Source organism: Bacteroidales bacterium (assembly GCA_035299085.1).
GTDB lineage: Bacteria > Bacteroidota > Bacteroidia > Bacteroidales > UBA10428 > UBA5072.
Genome location: DATGXG010000013.1, coordinates 94,012 through 114,481, shown reverse-complemented (window position 1 = coordinate 114,481; position 20,470 = coordinate 94,012). Strand labels below are relative to the sequence as shown.

The 20,470-nt window shown below is 42.6% G+C and carries 14 protein-coding genes; 11 read left to right on the top strand and 3 right to left on the bottom strand.

Going from position 1 to position 20,470, the window contains the following annotated elements; all coding sequences use genetic code 11:
* Position 1: 1 nt before the first annotated feature.
* On the bottom strand, positions 2 to 376 hold the full coding sequence (locus VK179_02880) for a YccF domain-containing protein (GenBank protein HLO57655.1): 375 nt from the start codon (positions 374 to 376) through the stop codon (positions 2 to 4).
* Positions 377 to 452: 76 nt separating this feature from the next.
* Between VK179_02880 and VK179_02875 the strand changes: the two genes are divergently transcribed.
* The 4 genes from VK179_02875 to VK179_02860 all read left to right on the top strand — a co-directional run bounded on the left by VK179_02875 (position 453) and on the right by VK179_02860 (position 2,718).
* Complete coding sequence (locus VK179_02875) at positions 453 to 1,013, top strand: YeeE/YedE thiosulfate transporter family protein (protein ID HLO57654.1); 561 nt, start codon at positions 453 to 455, stop codon at positions 1,011 to 1,013.
* A gap of 96 nt (positions 1,014 to 1,109) precedes the next feature.
* Positions 1,110 to 1,706 (top strand): YeeE/YedE thiosulfate transporter family protein, encoded by a 597-nt coding sequence (locus VK179_02870; protein HLO57653.1) that lies wholly within the window; start codon positions 1,110 to 1,112, stop codon positions 1,704 to 1,706.
* 6 nt (positions 1,707 to 1,712) lie between these two features.
* Positions 1,713 to 2,324: a rhodanese-like domain-containing protein gene (locus VK179_02865; GenBank protein HLO57652.1), complete on the top strand. Its 612-nt coding sequence runs from the start codon at positions 1,713 to 1,715 to the stop codon at positions 2,322 to 2,324.
* 10 nt (positions 2,325 to 2,334) lie between these two features.
* Complete coding sequence (locus tag VK179_02860; GenBank protein HLO57651.1) at positions 2,335 to 2,718, top strand: hypothetical protein; 384 nt, start codon at positions 2,335 to 2,337, stop codon at positions 2,716 to 2,718.
* A gap of 52 nt (positions 2,719 to 2,770) precedes the next feature.
* On the opposite strand, the gene VK179_02855 is transcribed toward VK179_02860, so the two are convergent.
* Both VK179_02855 and VK179_02850 read right to left on the bottom strand, forming a co-directional pair.
* Positions 2,771 to 3,811, bottom strand: a complete 1,041-nt coding sequence (locus VK179_02855; protein HLO57650.1) for a rhodanese-like domain-containing protein — start codon at positions 3,809 to 3,811, stop codon at positions 2,771 to 2,773.
* 10 nt (positions 3,812 to 3,821) lie between these two features.
* Positions 3,822 to 4,886, bottom strand: a complete 1,065-nt coding sequence (locus VK179_02850; GenBank protein HLO57649.1) for a hypothetical protein — start codon at positions 4,884 to 4,886, stop codon at positions 3,822 to 3,824.
* Between the two features lie 166 nt (positions 4,887 to 5,052).
* Here VK179_02850 and VK179_02845 point away from each other — a divergent pair, with 166 nt between their 5' ends.
* The 7 genes from VK179_02845 to VK179_02815 are packed head-to-tail and all read left to right on the top strand — an operon-like array spanning position 5,053 to position 20,411.
* On the top strand, positions 5,053 to 5,934 hold the full coding sequence (locus VK179_02845) for an ABC transporter ATP-binding protein (GenBank protein ID HLO57648.1): 882 nt from the start codon (positions 5,053 to 5,055) through the stop codon (positions 5,932 to 5,934).
* Position 5,935: 1 nt separating this feature from the next.
* Positions 5,936 to 9,277, top strand: coding sequence for a hypothetical protein (locus tag VK179_02840; GenBank protein HLO57647.1), 3,342 nt, complete (start codon positions 5,936 to 5,938; stop codon positions 9,275 to 9,277).
* 18 nt (positions 9,278 to 9,295) lie between these two features.
* Positions 9,296 to 10,771 carry a TolC family protein gene (locus tag VK179_02835; protein HLO57646.1) on the top strand — a complete coding sequence of 492 codons (1,476 nt, stop codon included), beginning with the start codon at positions 9,296 to 9,298 and terminating at the stop codon, positions 10,769 to 10,771.
* A gap of 41 nt (positions 10,772 to 10,812) precedes the next feature.
* Positions 10,813 to 11,862 (top strand): efflux RND transporter periplasmic adaptor subunit, encoded by a 1,050-nt coding sequence (locus VK179_02830; protein ID HLO57645.1) that lies wholly within the window; start codon positions 10,813 to 10,815, stop codon positions 11,860 to 11,862.
* A gap of 5 nt (positions 11,863 to 11,867) precedes the next feature.
* Positions 11,868 to 14,963, top strand: a complete 3,096-nt coding sequence (locus VK179_02825) for an efflux RND transporter permease subunit (GenBank protein HLO57644.1) — start codon at positions 11,868 to 11,870, stop codon at positions 14,961 to 14,963.
* 5 nt (positions 14,964 to 14,968) lie between these two features.
* Positions 14,969 to 19,702, top strand: a complete 4,734-nt coding sequence (locus tag VK179_02820; protein ID HLO57643.1) for an efflux RND transporter permease subunit — start codon at positions 14,969 to 14,971, stop codon at positions 19,700 to 19,702.
* A 1-nt stretch (position 19,703) separates the two neighbouring features.
* On the top strand, positions 19,704 to 20,411 hold the full coding sequence (locus tag VK179_02815) for a hypothetical protein (GenBank protein ID HLO57642.1): 708 nt from the start codon (positions 19,704 to 19,706) through the stop codon (positions 20,409 to 20,411).
* Positions 20,412 to 20,470 lie beyond the last annotated feature (59 nt).

The following is a 20,470-nucleotide window of genomic DNA, read 5'->3' as shown; positions in this document are numbered from 1 at the left end:
ATTACCTGTAAATAACTTCTCTCCCAAAAGGTGTAAGGGCAAGACCTGCCAGTTTAAAATGCTGTTTCGCCCATGGAATTCCGATGATGGTGATTCCAAGTAATATTCCGAAAAACAGGTGGGTGAGAAAAATGGGTATGCCACCCACAAACAGCCATATGAAATTCATGAGTGTTGAAATACAACCGGGTTGATTTTCCCGTATTCTGATTTCTGCCCCGAATGGCCAGATTTCGAGAACTGCCAGCTTCAGGGTTTGTAAGGCAAACGGGATCCCTATGATAGTAATCATTAAGGCAACACTGGCCATTATATATTCAATGGCAGTAGCAAGTCCGCCAAAAATAAGCCAGATAATATTTCCTAAAAAGCGCATGTGAAAAAAGGGTTTATTATATCAAATGTAAAAAATTACCGGGTACGATATACACCTTGTTAATTTTCTGTTAAGCGTGACTGTAATAGTTTCTTATGATTTATCTTTAACATCAAATCTTAACCGCATGAAAACGAATTACATGAATCCTTACCTGGCCGGCACCTTGCTTGGGCTTGTCCTTCTTACCTCCATGTTTCTTGCAGGCAGGGGACTTGGTGCCAGCGGAGGTCTGAAATATTGTGTTGTTTCTATTGTAGGAGCGGTGGACAAGCCGCACGCTGAAAAATCGGCTTTCTACAGCAAATATTTTGAAAACGGTGAAAAACCTTTTACCAACTGGCTCACATTCGTTATCCTGGGGGTGTTGGCGGGCGGCTTTATATCAGGCGCTTTGTCACGAAGATTGAAATTTAAAATCGAAAAGGGACCACGGGTTTCAAATGCAAAACGACTGATTTTCGCTTATATCGGGGGAATGTTTTTCGTATACGGGGCCCAGCTGGCACGAGGGTGCACAAGCGGTGCGGCACTGTCCGGTATGGCTGTGCTCAGCGTGGCAGGTTTTGTAACCATGATGGCGATTTTTGGATCCGCCTACGCCTTTGCCTGGTTCTTCAGGAAAAACTGGATTTGACCCTTCGACAAGCTCAGGGATCACCCTTCGACTTGGCTCAGGGTGATAAACATTAAACATCAAACATTAAACCTCAAACTTCAAACAATAAACAACATGGCCCCAATATCCACAATGTCATCATTTCCAGCCTGGCTGAACTTACCGATCGCCCTGTTGATCGGGATTGGTTTTGGTTTTTCGCTTGAACAGGCCGGGTTTTCATCAAGCCGTAAACTGGCCGGTATGTTTTACGGTTATGATACCACCGTATTAAAAGTGTTTTTTACAGCCGCCATTGTTGCACTGATCGGCTCACAATTCCTCGGGTATTTCGGACTTCTTGATCTGAACCGGGTATATGTCAATGAATATTATGTTACTTCAGCCATCGTTGGCGGCATAATTATGGGCGCCGGTTTTATAATGGGAGGGTTTTGTCCGGGAACCGGGGTTACTGCTCTTTCAATAGGAAAAATTGACGGACTGTTTTATGTCCTGGGCGGACTCACCGGTGCATTTTTATTTGCTGAGACTTATCCCTGGGTTCAGCCTTTGGCAGATGCCGGATACAAAGGACCTGTAAAAATCAATGAAGTGTTCGGGATATCACCCGGACTATTTATTTTCTTAATGGTTGTCATTGCTGCTGCTATGTTCTGGCTTGCTGAAGCAGCCGAGAAGAAATTTGCAAGGCCTGTAAATAATATTTAAACTGCTATGAAAACGAATCGCATTCCCTTTTCCATAACGCTGATTGTACTTTCTTTAATACTTGCCTTTCTTCCCCTTTCAGGCAGGTATTCACTTCACGGCAAGCCTGAGAATGTAATGAAGGCCGCAATGGATCAATCATCGTATATTACTCCGGACGAAGTAGCCCGGGCTGTTGTGAGTGAGGATAATTCTGTCAGATTGATTGATCTGCGAAGCAGGGATGAGTATAAAAGATCAAACATTCCCGGTTCTGTGAATATCCCTTACTCCGAATTCCTGTCATCGGATCTTGAAAGTCTCCTGGGCTCTGACATGAAAAAGATTTTCTATTGTGATAATGATCTCGAATCCAATTACGCCTGGCTGCTGGCAACAGGCATCGGTTTTTCAAACTGCTATGTGATGAAGGGCGGTCTTTCAGGATGGAATAAAGATATAATGAAATCGGTATTCAAAGGTGAGACGATCAGCGCAAGGGAAAATGCCCTGTTTGAGGTTCGTTTCAAGGCAAGAACAATGTTTGATGAAATCAATAGCCTTCCCGACAGCCTGAAGGAAAAGTACATGGCTTCAAAAGAAATTGAAAGAAAGAAACTTGATGGCGGATGTGAATAAATTGCATATTATGAAAACCAGAATTATACCTATTATTATAATTGCCGGACTTTTATCCGGTGTTGCTTTTAAATCACTATCCCGCAATCATTTCCGGAATGATGCACGCAAGATGGCTGAACTTTCATTCACCGGCTCCAACCTGGTTACCACTGCAACACTTGGCCAGCTGAAAGGCAGTAACCTGTTTGTAAATTTAGATAAAGAGAAGTATCCTTCTTATGATAATCAAATTGTTGTATCAGCTGAAAATTTAATGGATAAGGAGAACCTTAAAATTCTTAATAAACACAAAGGAAACATTATCCTCATATCAAATGACCAGGCTAAAGTTGCACGTACCTGGATGCTCCTGGCTCAGGTGGGAATCAAAAACCTCTTTATTTTACAATAGGACATTTCGTAGAGACGCACAATTGTGCGTCTCTACAGGAACGCCACAAATATTATTTCACAACCGGAAAATCATTGATATCAGCCTTTGAGAAAGGCAGCCATGATAGTTTCGCCGGATCTTTAACCATTCTGTCGTGCATAAACCCGTTATTGCCATATCTTAATGTTTTGGCATTATAGCCCATAAGTCTCAGGTAGGCGGTGGCAAATCCGGAATTATGCCCCGTACCGCAATAAACAACAACCGGTTTATCTACAGGGATGGTAGCCATTTCATTCACAAAACTTAAAGTCGCATTAGGCTTGTACCTTACAGCGCCCGGAATGTGTCCGTCATCGTACTTATCCTTGCGTTCGTAATTGATCACATAATACCTGCCGGGATTTTTGAAGACTTCATCGGCAGAAACAAGCACGCTGTCGGTTCCTTCAGCAAACAAATCTTTAAACCGGGCAGATGAAATCTCCTGTCCCGTTGTAAGTCCAGTTTTTAATTCAGGCATCGTAGTGGCAACCGGCTTTGGATTTTCACTCGTGTCCAGCTGCGGTTCATATTTGCCGGAGAGTCCGCTAAGCCAGGACTTTTCAGCAAACTGAGTGTTCCATGAACTCATGCCCCAGCGCATGGCGTAAACATTTCCGTATCCCATGAGTCTTAGCAGCGAAGTGGCGTAGCTTGATATCTGGCCATCGTCGCAAACAAGAACTATCTTGTCATATTCAAAGGGCTTGATGCCTGATTCAAAATACGAGGGCAAATCACTGAATTTCTTATTCACAGCCCCTTTTATATGACCCTGGGCAAAAACAGCAGGTTTTCTCAGATCAATAATCTGAACCTTCTTATTCTGGTCAACAGCCTCTTTTACAACAGAAGCTTTAATTAAAGAAGGAAACTCACGCGTATTCACATAATTGCCGTTGGTTTTCAGATCATCCATAAGCAATTGCGTTTCCTGTCCGATGTTCACATTCGTTACAGCAGCTATTGTATCGGATTTTGGGGCTGTTTCAGGTGTTTTTGAATTACAGCCCCAGAATCCGGTAAACAGTATTGCCGTTAATAGTATCTGGCAATTAATACATTTCATTTTTTCGCTATTAGATAGCAGCCTGTTTCGGAGCTACCGGTTCATTGTTCTTGTTGAAATCGAGAGTTTCTGTACGCTCGCCTTTTTCATCATATTTGAATTGGGTGTATGCAACACCATTTCCGTTTTCTAACAGGTTTCCGTCTTTATCGAAGTGCTCTGTTTTAACAAGTGCTCCATGTTCATCATATGTATTGCGGGTAACAGGGATCTGGGTGCCGCCAACCGGTTCATCGTCCTGGTCAAATACTTTGGTTTCGGTTACATAACCGTTTTCATCCACTGTGTTTACTCTTTTTGCCCATCCCCAGTATAAATTCGATAATCTGCCTGTAGTGTTGTGAACCGAAAATGATAACTGGTCACCGGCATCTGAATTTTCAAAGAAGAAATAGGAAACACCAATGTCACCGCAATTTTCAGCCGTGCAATTGTACAAGCTGTCACCCTGGTAATTAGCCATGCGGGTTACAAAACCTTTATCATTATATGAAAAGCGGAGCTCATAAAAAGGACAGAACTCGCTCATAATGGTTTCCTGGTTGGCCAGGTTATACCTGTTTTCTTTTATCATGCCGTCAGGAAGTTTTGTCCAAACATAAGAATGAATCTTATTCCTGCTTTCCACGGCGGCGCCGGCAGAATCAAGGAATTTTAGTCCCGTCCTCATTCCGGTTGAATCCAGTGTGAATTCGTAAGTATAAACATTACCGTTAACAGCAATCTGCTTGTTCGACTTATCATAAAAACGTTTGATCTGTTTACCGTTTTCATAGGTGTAAATCACTTTTGCAGCTCCATCCATGTTAGAATATCCAAGAAGGCTGTCATTCCTTACAAATTCTACAGAAACAAGACGGCCGGTTTCATTATAGGTGAATTTGTAACTGTTAATGTCTTTGGCTTGCTCGGGTGTTAACGGATGACTGCCTTTTTCAGTGTCGAAATTTGTTTCACTGAACAGGAGATTCCTGTAATATTCCACTTTCGTCTGGGGTGCTTTATTGCACGATGCAATGAAAAATACTGTCATAGCAGTTACTATAACCGTAATGAGGATACTTTTAATTTTCATAATGATGGATTAATGTTAGTTGACTGTAAATTTAGAAGTTATAATGCTCTTTTTAAAATATTCAGGTGAGTTTAACAAAATTTTAAAAGGAAGGTTGTCTAATGATTTTCTATGCAGATGTAATTTTTTCATACCTTCATGCGTCATATCTGTGTAAGCTTTATCTGTGAAAATCGAAATCGATCATTTAAATAAAATATATCCGAACGGCAAATGCGCCCTTTCAGATATAAACCTGACCATTGGTAATGGCATGTTTGGTTTGCTGGGTCCAAACGGTGCAGGGAAATCCAGCCTCATCCGCATCCTTGTAACCCTTCTCACACCCTCATCCGGCAATGTAAAAGTTAACGGGCTGGATCTGTTGAATGACAGGGGAAAAATCAGGAAAATGCTGGGTTATCTTCCGCAGGATTTCAGGTTTTTCAGCAAACTGAAAACTTGGGAGTTCCTGGATTATGCTGCCGGACTCGCCGGCATTACCTCAACAAAGGAAAGAAACGCAAAAGTGGATGAATGGCTTGAAAAAGTCGGTTTGTTTGATGCAAGAGACCGGCAGGCCAACAACCTCTCCGGCGGAATGAAAAGGAGGCTCGGAATTGCGCAGGCACTTATTGGCAATCCACAGATCATCATTGTAGACGAACCCACAACAGGTCTCGATCCTGAAGAGAGAATCCGCTTCAGAAATATTCTTTCCGAACTCAGCCACCAGGATATCATTATCTTGTTATCAACTCATATTGTGGGTGATATATCCAGCGTATGCCGTGAGCTGGCCCTACTGAATGAAGGAACCATACAGTTCAGCGGATCACCGCAGAAACTGATTGATATGGCCAGGGGTCATGTATGGCAGGTGCAGACTGCCGGTGTTGAATATGATATGCTGAAACAGAAGTATGCTGTGACTTCTACTATCCCTTCGGAAGATGGTTGGGAGATTCAGCTTGTCGGCGATAACCCGGGTATTGCCACTGCAATTGAGATTGAGCCGAACCTTGAACATGCCTATGTTTATTTTATGGAAACCATTTTAGCGGCCTGATATGTCATTTTATACTACCCGCATCATTGCTGCGTACGAAATGCGGACCCTTTTACGCAGCTGGTTCTTCAGAATCTTTACCGGAGGTGCCATTCTCGGACTCGGAATATTCAACCTGGCTATGAACCTTGCTGCAAGCGGTGCTCCCTGGATTTATAAGGCACTTTCATGCTCGGTTCCTTATACGAATATGATTATCCTTAACCTGGGTCAGGCAATTGTCGCCGTTTTCCTCGGTTCTGAATTCCTGAAACAGGATAAGAAAAACGACTCCGTCGAGGTGATCTACGCCAGGTCGATGTCGAATTCTCAGTACATCCTTGGTAAAACGCTGGGAGTACTTGCCGTATTCCTTCTTCTCAATATTTTCATTCTGCTCATGGGAATCGGATTCACCTTTATCAGCAATACCACTTCCCAAAGCATACTTGCCTATTTTACCTACCCTCTGCTCATAAGCATTCCGACCCTGGTGTTTATTCTCGGCCTTACTTTTTTTATAATGGTACTGGTCAATAACCAGGCTATTACTTTCATTCTGCTTACCGGTTACATTGCTCTCACTGTTTTCTATCTGAATAAAAAGGCGTTTCATCTTTTCGATTACATAGCTTACCAGGTGCCCATGTTGTATTCATCCATAACCGGATTTGCCAGTACGGGTGAAATCATATTGCACAGGAGTATTTATTTTGTAGCGGGACTAGGCTTCATTTTTCTTACCATATATAAACTTCAGCGCTTGCCCCAATCAAACAGGTTCATGCATCTGCCGTTGCTTGCGGGAATTGGTTTCCTTGCCATCAGCGGATTTATGGCATACAAATACCTCGATAATAAATATTTATTGAGGGATTACCGCAGGGATATTATTTCTCTCAATAACAGGTACGTGGATCGCATCAGGCCGGTAGTCGATTCATGTAAAATTCAACTGGAACATAAGGGTAAAACAATACAGGTCAGAGCTGATTTATTAATTCACAATGCGGATTCTGTTCCGCTGGATACCCTTATTTTCAGCCTGAATCCTGGTCTGTCTGTTACCGATGTGAAAACAAACAGTCAAAATACACGTTATCTGCGCGATTTGCAGATTCTGAGAGTAATTCCTGAATCACCCGTTTTACCAGGCGATTCGATTAACCTGTCGGTTCTTTACAATGGCTCAATAAATGAAGCTGTAGCCTTTCTCGATATGGATCAGAAAACATTTGAAAAAGATATTACATTCGAAGTATTCCGGCTCCATAAACGATTCAGCTTTTTAACCGATAATTATGTCTGCCTTACGCCTGAAGTGATCTGGTACCCTCTCGCCGGTACAGGATATGCAACAAAAAGGCCGATGCATTATTCACCTGATTTTACCGGGTATTCATTGAATGTTAAAACATCTCCGGCATTGACGGTTATTTCGCAGGGCAGGAGGATAGAAGATAAGCAGGGAGAGGTTCAGTTCAGACCCGAATTTCCGCTAACCGGGATTTCACTGCTTGCTGGAGATTACGTTAAATACGATACCATTGTGGATTCGGTTGAATATGCGCTCTATGCTATTAAAGGACATGACTATTTCAAAGAGTATTTCACTGAGGCACATGACACCATTCCTTACCTGATCCGGGATCTTAAAAAGGAATATGAAGCCGGTCTGGGATTCAGTTATCCGTTCAAACGCTTAATGCTGGCTGAAGTGCCTGTTCATTTTGCCTTGTACAGTCACATTTATTCTTATGCCAGCGATGCCATTCAACCTGAAATGATCCTGTGCCCTGAAAAGGGAGTGCTTTTCAATTCTTCCGATTTCAGGGGGCGAAAGTACAGGATTGAAAAGAACATGAAGAACAATAATGAAGAAGCTTTGCCTGTGGTTGTTCAGACTGATCTTTTCAGGGAATTCATTAAGGATAATTTCATGGCTAAAAGAGGTCAGCATTTCAATTATGATAATATCGTTAACTGGCATACCTATTCACTTTTCCCTCAATATTTCAGCTGTTTTACAAGGGTTCAGAGCGACAAATGGCCGGTGATTTCAATTGCCACAGAAACCTATGTAAGTGAAAGGAACAATACGGCAGCTGCCACACTTGAATGGTACGAGGATCTGAGCGCCGCAGAAAAAATAAACCTGTTATTGCAAAATTCGACGCTTGAGGAGATTCTTCAGAAAGGAATCCCTGTAGAAGAAGAGGAAAGAAATGCGGTTAACCTGGGTGATCTTATCCAGGTAAAGGGATTGTCGCTTTTTAATATGCTCAGTGCTGAATATGGATCGGAAAAAATCGATTCCCTTATCAATTTCCTGGTTAAAAGTCATGCACATAAACCGATTCGGTTTGAAGATCTGAATAGTGAGTTTACAAAGAGATTTCACACTGATCTGGCACAGAAAATAAGCGACTGGTACGTTCAGAAACAATTGCCGGGATTTATAGTAAAAAATCTACGATCATATAAAATCATACAGGGCGAATCAACCAAATACCAGGTCAGATTTTTCATTTCAAATCCTGAAAACAGCGACGGAATGATCACCCTGAATGTGGAATTCAATGATCCGAACCGCACAAGGGAAAATGAATGGGATAACAGTTTTAAAGTTGATTTTTCAAAGAAAATATTCCTCCCGGCCAAATCTTCCTTTGAGATCGGTTATGTATTTAATTCCGAACCGGCCCGTATGTCGGTTGTGACCAACATTTCACGAAATCTTCCGAATAACCTCATTTACGGATTTTCAGGATTTACTGAAACCCGCAGTACTGCTGCTCTTGATACAATTATTCCTATACCTTTCTTTGATAACATTACAGAGAAGAACGAGTTTGTGGCAGATAATGAGGATAACTATTTCAAATACCTGCAAACGAAAAATGAAGCTTTTCTTAAATCACTTGTGAATAAAAAGAAAGATGACCGCTTTAAGTATTCCTCCATCTGGTGGTGGAATCCGCCCAGGGAGTGGAAAGCCGTGCTCAGGTCGGAGTTTTACGGAACCTACGTGCGGTCGGCTTTTTACACAAGATCCGGCACAGGAGAACGATCGGCTTTATGGAAGACGGTGCTTCCGGAGGATGGAATGTATGATGTATATTTTTATGTGGATAAAGTGGATGAAGGCTGGAGAAACAATAACAAATCCACGAATTATAACCTCACCGTTTACCACGACAATGGTGAAGAAAAAATAAACGAGTCAACCAAAGATGTGGACCAGGGATGGAACTACCTGGGAAGCTGGTATATTTCGGCCGATACCGGCAAAGTATTGGTCACAAACCGGAGCAACGGTGAACTGGTGTTTGCCGATGCCATTAAATGGGTATTAACCAAGTAACTAAAACGAACAACTTATATGAAGCTACTTTTTTTAGTTTTCTTCTGTTTCATTATTACTCCTTTCGCCTTTAACCAGGAAATCATAACTCTTGAACAGGCGATGGACATAGCCGCCAAAAACAGTCCCGAAATACAGAAGTCGGAACTTCAGATGACAATAAGCCGGGAGAATTTAAAGGCCCAGGAAGCCTCGACAAAATCCTTGTTTAAATTTCAATTGACACCATTTGACTATAACCAGAACAGAACTTTTTATAGTCCTCTTGGCAAATGGATCACGACTGAAAGCAAGAAAGTATCCGGAGATTTTGTTGTTTCGCAACCCATAAAAATCACGGATGGAAGTATCAGGCTGCTTAATACACTATCGTATCAGAATGAAACCAGTGACCTGCAAGGTGCCGAAGAGTTTAAAGGATTCAGTAATAACCTGTACCTGAGCTATTCTCAGCCCTTATTTACATACAACAGGCTTCGGATGCAACTCGAACAACTGCGCCTGGCACTTGAAAATGCCACCCTTAGCTATTCGATCCAGCGCCTTTACATGGAAAGGGCCGTAAGTCAGTATTTTTATGTGGTATACCAGCGGATCATGGCACTGGGAATTGCCGAGGAAGATCTCAAGAATCGCCAGACAAGCTATGACATCATAAAAAGTAAGGTAGAAGGCGGATTATCGGCTATGGAAGAACTTTACCAGGCTGAACTGAACCTTACAACAAGCAAGTCGAACCTGCAGACTGCAAAAGTAAATCTTGAAAATGCCAAGGACGACTTCAAACAATATGTGGGTTTACCCCTGAATACTGATTTCACCGTAACTGCGAATATTGAATTCAAAGCGGTTATGGTTGATCTTGAGAAAGCCATGCAAAATGGCCTTGAAGCCCGCATGGAATTAAGGCAACGCGAAATTGACATCGAAAACAGCAAACAACAGTTGGTAGTGGCAAAAGCTACAAATGAATTTGCCGGCAATGTCGACCTGTCAATCGGTATTATTGGTGAAAACGAAGATTTTGCAAGGATTTACGATAAACCGACTCGCACACCCCAGGTAACCCTGGGATTTAACATCCCTTTATATGACTGGGGTGAAAGAAAATCGAGAATCAAGGCTGCCGAGGCCGCTGTCCGTATCAATGAAATCAATAAGGAAGTAGAGCGTACTCAGGTCGAAATGGGCATCCGCGAGGTATACCGGAACCTTGAAAACCTGGTCCTGCAAATTGAAATTGCACGGCAAAACGAAAAAAACGCTCAGCTCACATACGACATCAATCTTGAACGATATAAAAACGGTGATCTGACAGGGATGGACCTGAACCTCTTTCAGAATCAGCTTTCACAGAAAAAAATCGATCTTTCTAACAGTCTTATAAGCTATAAACTTGAATTACTAAACATGAAAATTCAGTCACTATGGGATTTTGAAAACAACAGAAGTTTTGTTCCACAGGAATTACAGCAAAACCTGCAGTCTGAATAATATAGAAAACTTTAACACTCAGTCAATTGAAAACATCTGCCATGAAAAATCTGCTAATTATTACGCTTACGCTTTTGCTTCTTGCATCCTGCAATAAAAACCAGGATAACCTGGGTAAGGATATCACTATTCCTGTTACCGTATCTGAATTAAAGCCCAAGTCAATTGAGGAATTCATCGAAATCAACGGTGCAGTGAAACCTGCTAAGGAAGTTACATTGAAATCGGAGGTTTCAGGGAACTACCAGTTGAAAACTAATCCGGCTACCGGGAGGCAGTATGCCCTGGGTGACAAAGTGAATGAGGGAAGCGAAATTATTGAGATCAGCGACAAAGAATATGAGAATAACGTTAAAATAAGCTCACTGAAGCTCAACCTGGAGATTACAAAACAGGTCTTCGACAAACAGCAATCGCTTTACGATATGGGAGGAGTTACGCTGAGTGAACTGAAAAATGCAGAGATCAATTATATCAATGCCAACTACAATTACAACGATGCGTTGATCCGCCTTGAAAAAATGCATGTAAAAGCGCCCTTCACGGGTGTTATAATCGACCTGCCTTATTTCACTCCCGGTGTAAAGATAGATGCCGCTGCCATTCTCGTAAAAATCATGGATTACAGCAAGCTTCATATGGATGTCAATCTTCCTGAGAAAAGCATGAGTGAGATCAAAACAGGCCAGTCAATCCGCGTGACCAATTATACCCTGCCGAATGACACCCTCACAGGTTTGGTGGAACAGTTGTCGCCTGCAATTGATGCGGAAACAAGGTCATTCAAAGGGCTTGTGCTTATTAATAATCCAGGTCTCAAACTGAGGCCGGGAATGTTTGTGAAAGGCGAAATAGTTGTGGCATCAGCCAAAAACACAATTGTTGTTCCCAAAGAAATTGTTGTTTCAAAGCAGAGGGGTAACAGTGTTTTTGTTGTGGATAAAGGCATCGCTTATGAAAGGGTAGTGGAATTCGGACTTGAGAATCCAAAGGAAGTGGAAATCAAATCAGGTCTTAAATTGGATGAACGGATTGTTGTTAAAGGTTTCGAGACGTTGAGAGATCGTTCGAAAGTAAAGGAAATGAAATAGCCGACATGAAAAAAATAGTTCAATTTGCTGTGGATTACCCGGTAAGCATATCCATGCTGATCCTGGGAATCATACTGCTGGGATATATTTCACTGGGAAAGCTTAGTATTGACTTATTTCCTGAAATCAGTGCGCCCCGTATTTTCGTTGAGCTGAAATCAGGGGAAAGACCTCCTGAACAAATTGAAAAGCAGTTTGTGGAAGGCATCGAATCGCAGGTGATGCGACTGAAAGGTGTATCCAGGGTTTCTTCAACATGTATGGTAGGCGCTGCAAGGGTTAAGGTGGAATACAACTGGGGAACCGACATGGATGAAGCATTCCTTGACTTGCAGAAGTCGCTCACCAATTTCAGCCAGAACCAGGACATCGATAATTTTGTGATCACCCAGCACGATCCCAACGCATCCCCGGTTATGATCTTAGCCATGTCGCATCCGGAGATCGCCGACATGAATGAACTCCGGAAAACCGGTGAGAACTATATAAGGAACGAGCTGATCAGGCTTGAGGGAGTAGCTGATGTGGTATTATCGGGAACTGAAGAAAAGGAAATCATTGTAGAGACTGATCCTTACCGGCTGAGTGCATACGGCCTTACTACCGACAACCTGGTGCAGCAGATCATGAGCATGAACCGCAATGTATCCGGTGGCAGTATTGTTGAAATGGGGAAACGATATATTATTAAAGGTACATCAATGGTTGCCAGTGAAAATGATCTCAGCAGCCTTGTGGTTACCTATAAATCATCAGCATCCACGTCATTACCTGCCGCTGCAACTGCGACAGGAGTTACATCCAAAATTCCTGTATTCCTGAAAGACGTTGCCAGGGTAAGTTTTACCAATAAGGACCCTGAGAATATTGTCAGGGTTAATGGCAAAAGGTGCGTAGGTCTTTCAATATATAAAGAAACCAGCTACAACACTGTTAAAGCGGTTAAAGAAATACGCAAACAGTTTGAAACCATTGAAAAATCATTGCCGGGATACAATTTCACAATCGTGCAGGACCAGGCTTCATTTATTCAGAATGCAATTGGTGAACTGCGCGATACGGCTTTGATAGGGGCTATTTTTTCAATCATTGTCCTTTTCTGGTTCTTACGGAGATTTTTATTGACTCTAATTGTTGTGGTAGTTCTGCCTATTTCGATCATAGCCACATTCGTGGTTTTATATTTCGCAGGACTTTCATTAAACATAATGACCATCGGTGGTCTTGCACTTGGTGCCGGAATGCTTGTGGATAATGCCATTGTTATCGTGGAAAATATTTTCAGGAACCGCGAAACGGGATTATCTATCCGTGAATCCTGCATCAACGGCACTTCACAGGTGGGTGGGGCTATCATCTCATCCACAATAACAACCATAGTTGTCTTTCTTCCCATCGTATACCTTCACGGGGCTTCAGGGGCTTTATTCAAAGACCAGGCATGGACGGTGGCTTTTACCCAGGTGATCTCACTTATTGTGGCCATCCTGATCATCCCAATGTTATTTAATTCACTGTATACAAAGCAGTTCAAATTCACTGAAACTAAAGCCCTCCGATTCAGCTGGTATTCGTCGTTTATTGGCCGGATGATCGATAACCGCGGAAAAGTGGTGCTTGCAGCAGCAATAATAATTGCCGGTACTGTGCTCATCCTGCCTAAGGTGGGTAGTGAATACATCCCCCAGAGTGAGATCAATGAATTTTCAATTGAAATCAAACTGCCTGAAGGTACTCAACTTGTGAGAACACAGGGATTAATTGAAAATCTGGAGGGAATGCTTTCGGAAGTGCTTGGCGACAAAGCTGAGATGATTTACAGCCAGGCCGGACCATCGGAAACTTCATCTTCTGAGAAATCGGTATTTCAAAATGAAAATACTGCCACAATAAAAATAAGGCTGAAAAAGGAGGCGATGAAACAGTCTTCGTCTCTGATAGCACAGATTAGTAAACTCACCGAGAACATACCCGACGCCGAAGTTTCTCTTATAAGAGACGAATCAGCACTGGAATCCACGCTGGGAACAGACGAGTCTCCGTTAACCATTGAGGTGCAGGGAAGGGATATTTCGGTGCTTGAAGATCTCACTTCACAAATCAAGGAAAAGCTGGGCAGTGTTCCTGAGATTTATAATCTCAAAACAAGCATTGAGCAGGGTGCCCCTGAAGTGAATGTCATAATCGACAGGTACATGGCTTCGATGTATAATCTCACTGCAGATGGCATTGCCGGGCAGCTGAAAGATAAACTCATGGGCAAGCAGGCCGGGAAATATGAAAACTCCGGTGAATTAAGCGATATCACAGTGCGTATGCCGGATATCAGCCTTGCTGAATTTAATTCAATCACATTAAAGAGCGGATCAGCTGATGTTCCCCTTTACGAGGTGGCTAAAATAGAAAAGTCGGTTTCCCCGAAACAATTGCTCAGGGATAACCAGAACAGGATTGCCACCGTAACAGCGGACATCGACAGAACGGCAGCGTTTGACAAGGTGATAGGCAAAGCCAGGGCAAGTATTTCAGGGATTGGAGCACCCAATGAATACACAATTTCCATAACAGGAGAAGAGGAAAAGCGACAGGATGCCATGTCAAGTCTTGGATTTGCCCTCATTTTATCGATTGTACTTGTTTATATGGTAATGGCTTCTCAATTTGAATCACTAATACATCCCTTTACGGTGTTGCTCACCATTCCTCTTGCAGGCGCCGGTTCAATTTGGGCTTTTTTCCTGCTCGGAAAATCGCTCAATATCATGGCTTACATCGGAATCATCATGCTTGGAGGCATCGCCGTGAACAACTCGATCATACTTGTTGATGCCATTAACCAGTTCAGGGAAGAAGGGTATCCTCTGAAGGAAGCTATCATTAAAGCCGGACAAAACAGGGTCAGGCCGATCCTTATGACGAGTTTGTCGTCCATACTCGGGCTGGTTCCTTTAACATTGGGCCTTGGAGAGAGTGCATCACTGCGCTCACCGCTTGCAATTGCCTTGATCGCCGGATTAACAGCATCCACAGTAATGTCACTGGTTGTAATACCTTGTGTTTACTATATATTCGATCGTAAGAAAAATCAACCTGCCAGCTAAGCCATATGGATTTTATAATAAAACGCAGGATATTAATTGCCATGCTCTTTACAGGGGTGACGATGCTTGGCGTTTTTTCTTACCGTCAGTTGCCTGTGGAACTTTTCCCGAATACACAGATACCATATTTATTTGTATCGGTTGCCACTTCAATGGAAATGGACCCTGATTATATCGAAAACCAGGCTATAATTCCCATTGAAGGCGCAATAGGAACCCTGAAAGGTGTTGAAAAAATTGAATCCACAATCGACCAACAGCAGGCATTTATTCAAATATCCTACAGGCAAAACACCGACCTCAAATTTGCGTATCTGAAACTCCTCGAAAAAATTGAAGAAGTAAAGAAAAACCTGCCTTCTGATTTCTATGTCCAGGCCCTCCGGTTTGATATGGAAATGCTCAACAATAACCTGATGACGCTGCAGGTGCGGGGAGGAGGCGGGGTCGACAGGGTTCGTGAAGTGGTAAACCGCGATATATACAACAGGCTTCAGCACATCAACGGAATAGCCAATGTAGCTGTGTTTGGAGGTAGGGAAAGAACAGTAGAAATCAAGCTTAAGGATGAAATATGCAGGGCTTATGGAATAACGGCAGCCACCATTCGCAATGTGATCAGCCAGAACAGTCGCTCCAGGGTATTTTCAGGTCGTGTCATACAGAGCGACAGAATGTACTTTGTTAACGTGACAGCTGAATACAATAACCTGGAAGACATAAGTAACCTGGTTGTAAAATCACAGGGATCGATTAAACTCAGCGATGTGGCCGATATCCGTTTCGGGTTTAAGAATGAAGATTCCTATAGCAGGGTTAACGGCAAGGAAGCGGTTACCATACAGCTCACCCGTGACACCCAGTCGAATATGATTGAACTTTCAGGCCGGGTTAAGGATGAAATTGCGGCGCTGAACAAGGATCTTAAATATAAAGATGTAGCCATTGTCATTCAGAATAATTCGGCCGACAGGATGGAGAGGAATATTAACCAGATCATACACCTTGCTCTTGTAGGCGGATTACTGGCGATTTTCATCCTTTGGATATTCCTTAAAAATATACGGCTTGTGGTTGCCATGGCTTTTGCCATGCCTATTTCAGTTTACACGGCTTTCAATTTCTTTTATGCTGCAGGCATTTCAATTAACAGTCTTACACTGTTGGGAATGGCTCTTTCCATTGGAATGCTCCTTGATAACAGCGTTGTTGTAATGGAAAACATTTACCGGCTGGCATCACGCAATGTGAACACCGACAAGGCAGTTATTCAGGGAACCACCGAAGTATGGCGATCCATACTGGCCGGTACCCTGACGACAGTGATGGTTTTCCTTCCGTTTGCTTTTTCTAAAAACTTTATGATTGCCATTCTTGGCAAACATGTCGGCGTTTCCATAGTATCAACGTTGATGATTTCACTGATTGTGGCTATGATGCTGGTTCCAATGCTTACTCATGTTATCTTGAAGAGGACAAAGGAAAGCCAGGCAGCCATGTTCAGTTCCATTTCTTTCCACAACCGGCTGATCCAGGTTTACAGGGTGATCCTGAAAACCTGTATGCGAAATCCGGCAGCTACAGCTCTTGGCGCACTCGCTTTATTTTTTATTACCCTTTTAATAAGCCTTGGAATAAGTTTCATAAAGGTGCAGGAGCCTGAAATTGTCGAACTAAGCCTGTATGTCACCATGCCCGGAGGAACCACACTCGACAATACCGATTTGATGGTTGCCGATGCGGAAAAGCGGCTTGAAAAATTAAAAGAAAAAAAGGATATAATTAGCCAGGTATATGAGGAAGAAGCACAACTTACTATTGTGCTGGATAAGAATTATAAAAAGTTCAGGAATTATTCCATTCCGAAGATCAAGCAGGAAATCATGAACAGCCTGTCTGGACTTGAACCGGCTAATTTCAGCTGGGATCCTCCTCCGTCTAATCGCCGGTTCGGCGGGCAAGGCAATGAGGGAGATGCCGGTATGGAAGATATCCTGGGCATAGGAAGTAAATCGGAAAAGGTGGTTATTAAAGGCGAAGATTATGACCAGCTTGTAGCACAAGCTAACCTTGTAAAATATTACCTCTCGCAGCTGCAATCGGTTGAGTGGGCGAACGTCAATATCCCTTCTTCAAGGCCTGAAATTCAACTGAACTTCGACAAACAGATCATGTCACTGTATGACATACCGCCTGCCACTGTTCTGTCAGAGCTTGCGTCATTCCCGAATGAATTCAGCACGGGTGTGAAATTTAAGCAGGGAATCGATGAATACGATATACAGGTTAAAACGGAGGTTCCCCAGGACCAGACTGAGAGAAACCTTGATGATCTGAAAAAATTACCTGTCAAAGGTTCCAATAATGCACAGTTCGACCTGGCCCAGATTAGCGCTCTCAGTTTTGACCAGGGCAAACCGATTATTAAACGGGTTAACCAGTCGAAGCAGCTTGAAATTGAATATTCCTTCATAACGCAGGTCCAGGATGATAAGGATCTTCTTGAAAATGCCCGTTTTGAAGTCGAAAACACCCTGCGCAGCATAGCAATGCCTTCTGGTATTACTGCAGAAGTAATTCATGAAAAACAGGACCTGGCTGATTTTAAATTTCTGATCCTTGCTGCCATCATCCTCATATATATGATCCTGGCAGCAGTGTTCGAATCATTCAGCAAACCGGTTGTTATTATGTTTGCCATACCGCTGGCAGCCATCGGTTCATTAATTGCCCTGATTCTGACTGGTAATTCGCTCCTTAATGCCAATACGCTTACCGGATTTGTCATTCTTATAGGTATAGTAGTCAACAATGGCATTATTTTACTCGATTACTCAGGGATCTTGGTTAGTCGCGGCTACAGACCTTCCAGGTCATTGATGATGGCCGGACTGGCTCGAGTGAGACCGATTTTGATCACATCTCTTACAACGATTATTGCCCTTATTCCCCTGGCAATGGGCAAGGCGGAATATGTGACTGAAGTCGGGGCGCCTTTTGCCGTTACAATAATAGGCGGACTCGGCCTTAGCACCTTACTAACGCTTGTTTTTATACCTACATTAAATACAGGGATACAGACTTCACTCAAATGGATTTTCGGTTTAAACTGGAAACTACTGACAACTATAGGCATTGTTTATGTAGCTTTTGGATTCCTGGTTTTCACTAAAGTCGACAGCCTTGTCTGGAAGATTATCGATGTGCTGCTCCTTATCATTCTGACACCTGCCAGCCTTTATTTTATAATGAACAGCCTGCGCAAAGCAAATGAAAAAGTAATTGATGAATCCGAATCCCTGCATATCCATGTTCGCAACCTGGTTAAAATTTATGACAGGGATAACCGGTTTGTGCGGGAATGGAAATCAGGTCTGAACATACGAAAGAGATTGGGCCTTCAAAAAACTTACACAAGCTGGCGCGATTTCGACAGTATGGTATGGCAACTTCCCATAATCGGCTTTTTCATTTATTTCATCTACTTCTATCTTGAAAGCGGATTCTGGTACTTTGTCCTACCGATTTTGCTTTATATGATGATCCTTTCATTATATCATCCGCTTGAAATCTTTGCCAAAAACAGGGAAACTTCAGGGAAGGGTAAAAGATTTTACAGGTTGATCAGGGGAACAAGCCGCCTGTTATACTGGGTACTTCCAATATTTTTCATGGCATTATTCTACGGAAAATACAAATTGATCGGATTACTGATACCAACCGGACTGATCTGGTATCTCGTCCTGATGATTAAGGTGACATCGGATAAAATTTATCGTGAAAACGTAAATGTAAACAGGCTTCAGGGCCGGTTTAAAGGCATCAGGAAGGCGTTTTACAAGTTTGTCCTTGTTATTCCTTTTATTGGCAAAAAGAAAATTCCATTTAAAGCACTTAAAGGCGTTTCGTTCAACATTGAAAATGGTATGTTCGGACTTCTTGGTCCCAATGGAGCCGGAAAATCAACTTTGATGAGAATTATCTGCGGAATACTCGAACCCAGTTACGGTCAGATAACAATTAATGGTATTGATACCAAAAAGAAGCGTGAGGAACTGCAGGGATTGATCGGTTACCTGCCCCAGGAATTCGGAGTATATGAGAACCTCACAGCATGGGAATTTCTTAATTATATGGGAATTCTGAAGAAGATTTATAACCGCCATGAAAGGGAAGAGAGAATTGAATATGTACTGAATGCGGTTCATATGACAAGTCATAAGGATGAAAAGCTGGGTTCCTATTCAGGCGGTATGAAACAGAGGATAGGTATTGCCCAGATCCTGCTTCACCTGCCCAGGATACTGGTTGTTGACGAACCTACTGCAGGGCTTGATCCACGGGAGAGGATACGGTTCCGTAACCTGCTTGTGGAATTGAGCCGTGACCGTATTGTCATTTTTTCAACACATATCATTGAAGACGTCGCCAGTTCATGCAACCAGGTGGCCGTAGTGCGAAAAGGCGAGCTTGTATATCTTGGCGAACCGGTTAACATGGCCGGTAAAGCACAGGGTAAAGTCTGGATGGCCGATATGGACATTGATTCCTTTGAGAAATTCAAGGAAGATCATGTAATCATTCATCATATGCGCGATGGTGATATCATCAGGGTAAGGTGTATGTCGGATGTGTGTCCCGCCGAAGGAGCCCGTTCTGTAAAGGCAAACCTCGAAGATGCCTACCTCTACCTGCTTCAATCTGATGCAGTTTCTGAACATCAACCTGTAATGCTGTAATATGAAATTAACCGAAAGAATAAGGCTGTTGATCAGCATTGCCCGGTTTAATCTTAAGATTGTGTTTTCGGGCCGTTTTGTATATTTTTTGATAGCCGCATGGTTGTTTTTCCTTGTAATTGACGGGCTTATGCTCTTTTCAGACAACAGCCTGGATGTCTCAGATGTCTATGACCTGATGCTTTTCCCGGGTATTCTGATCCTTTTCTATCCTGTTGTTTATAATATTCAGAATGACAAGGACACACGAATGCTTGAAATTGTCTTCGGCGTTCCTGATTACCGGTATAAGGTTTACCTGTTGCGGTTTCTCATGGCCATTGTCCTTCTTGTTTTCATGATGATCCTGATGACATCGTTTGCCTGGTTTTCAATTGTTAAGGTACCTGTTTTCAAGCTAGTTTTCCAAATCCTGAGCCCATTGTTCTTCATTGCCTGCCTTACCTTTATGTTCACAACCCTTGTGAAAAATGGCAATGGTGCAGCTGTGATTATGGTTATCATCGGATTGATATTTTTCATAATGAGTGAACCGCTGGCTAAAAGCAAATGGAATTTATTTCTGAATCCATATAATCTCCCGACTGAAATGAATATCTCGGTTTGGATGAATATTGTGCATCAGAACCGCCTTATCCTCGGTATAGGCTCAGTTATTTCCTTGTTATGGGGACTCATGAACCTGCAGTATCGCGAAAAATTCATGTAGCTTTAATTTTTGATTCGACTTTCGTCCGTTTTGGTCGTATCATTGATGTAATAAGTACA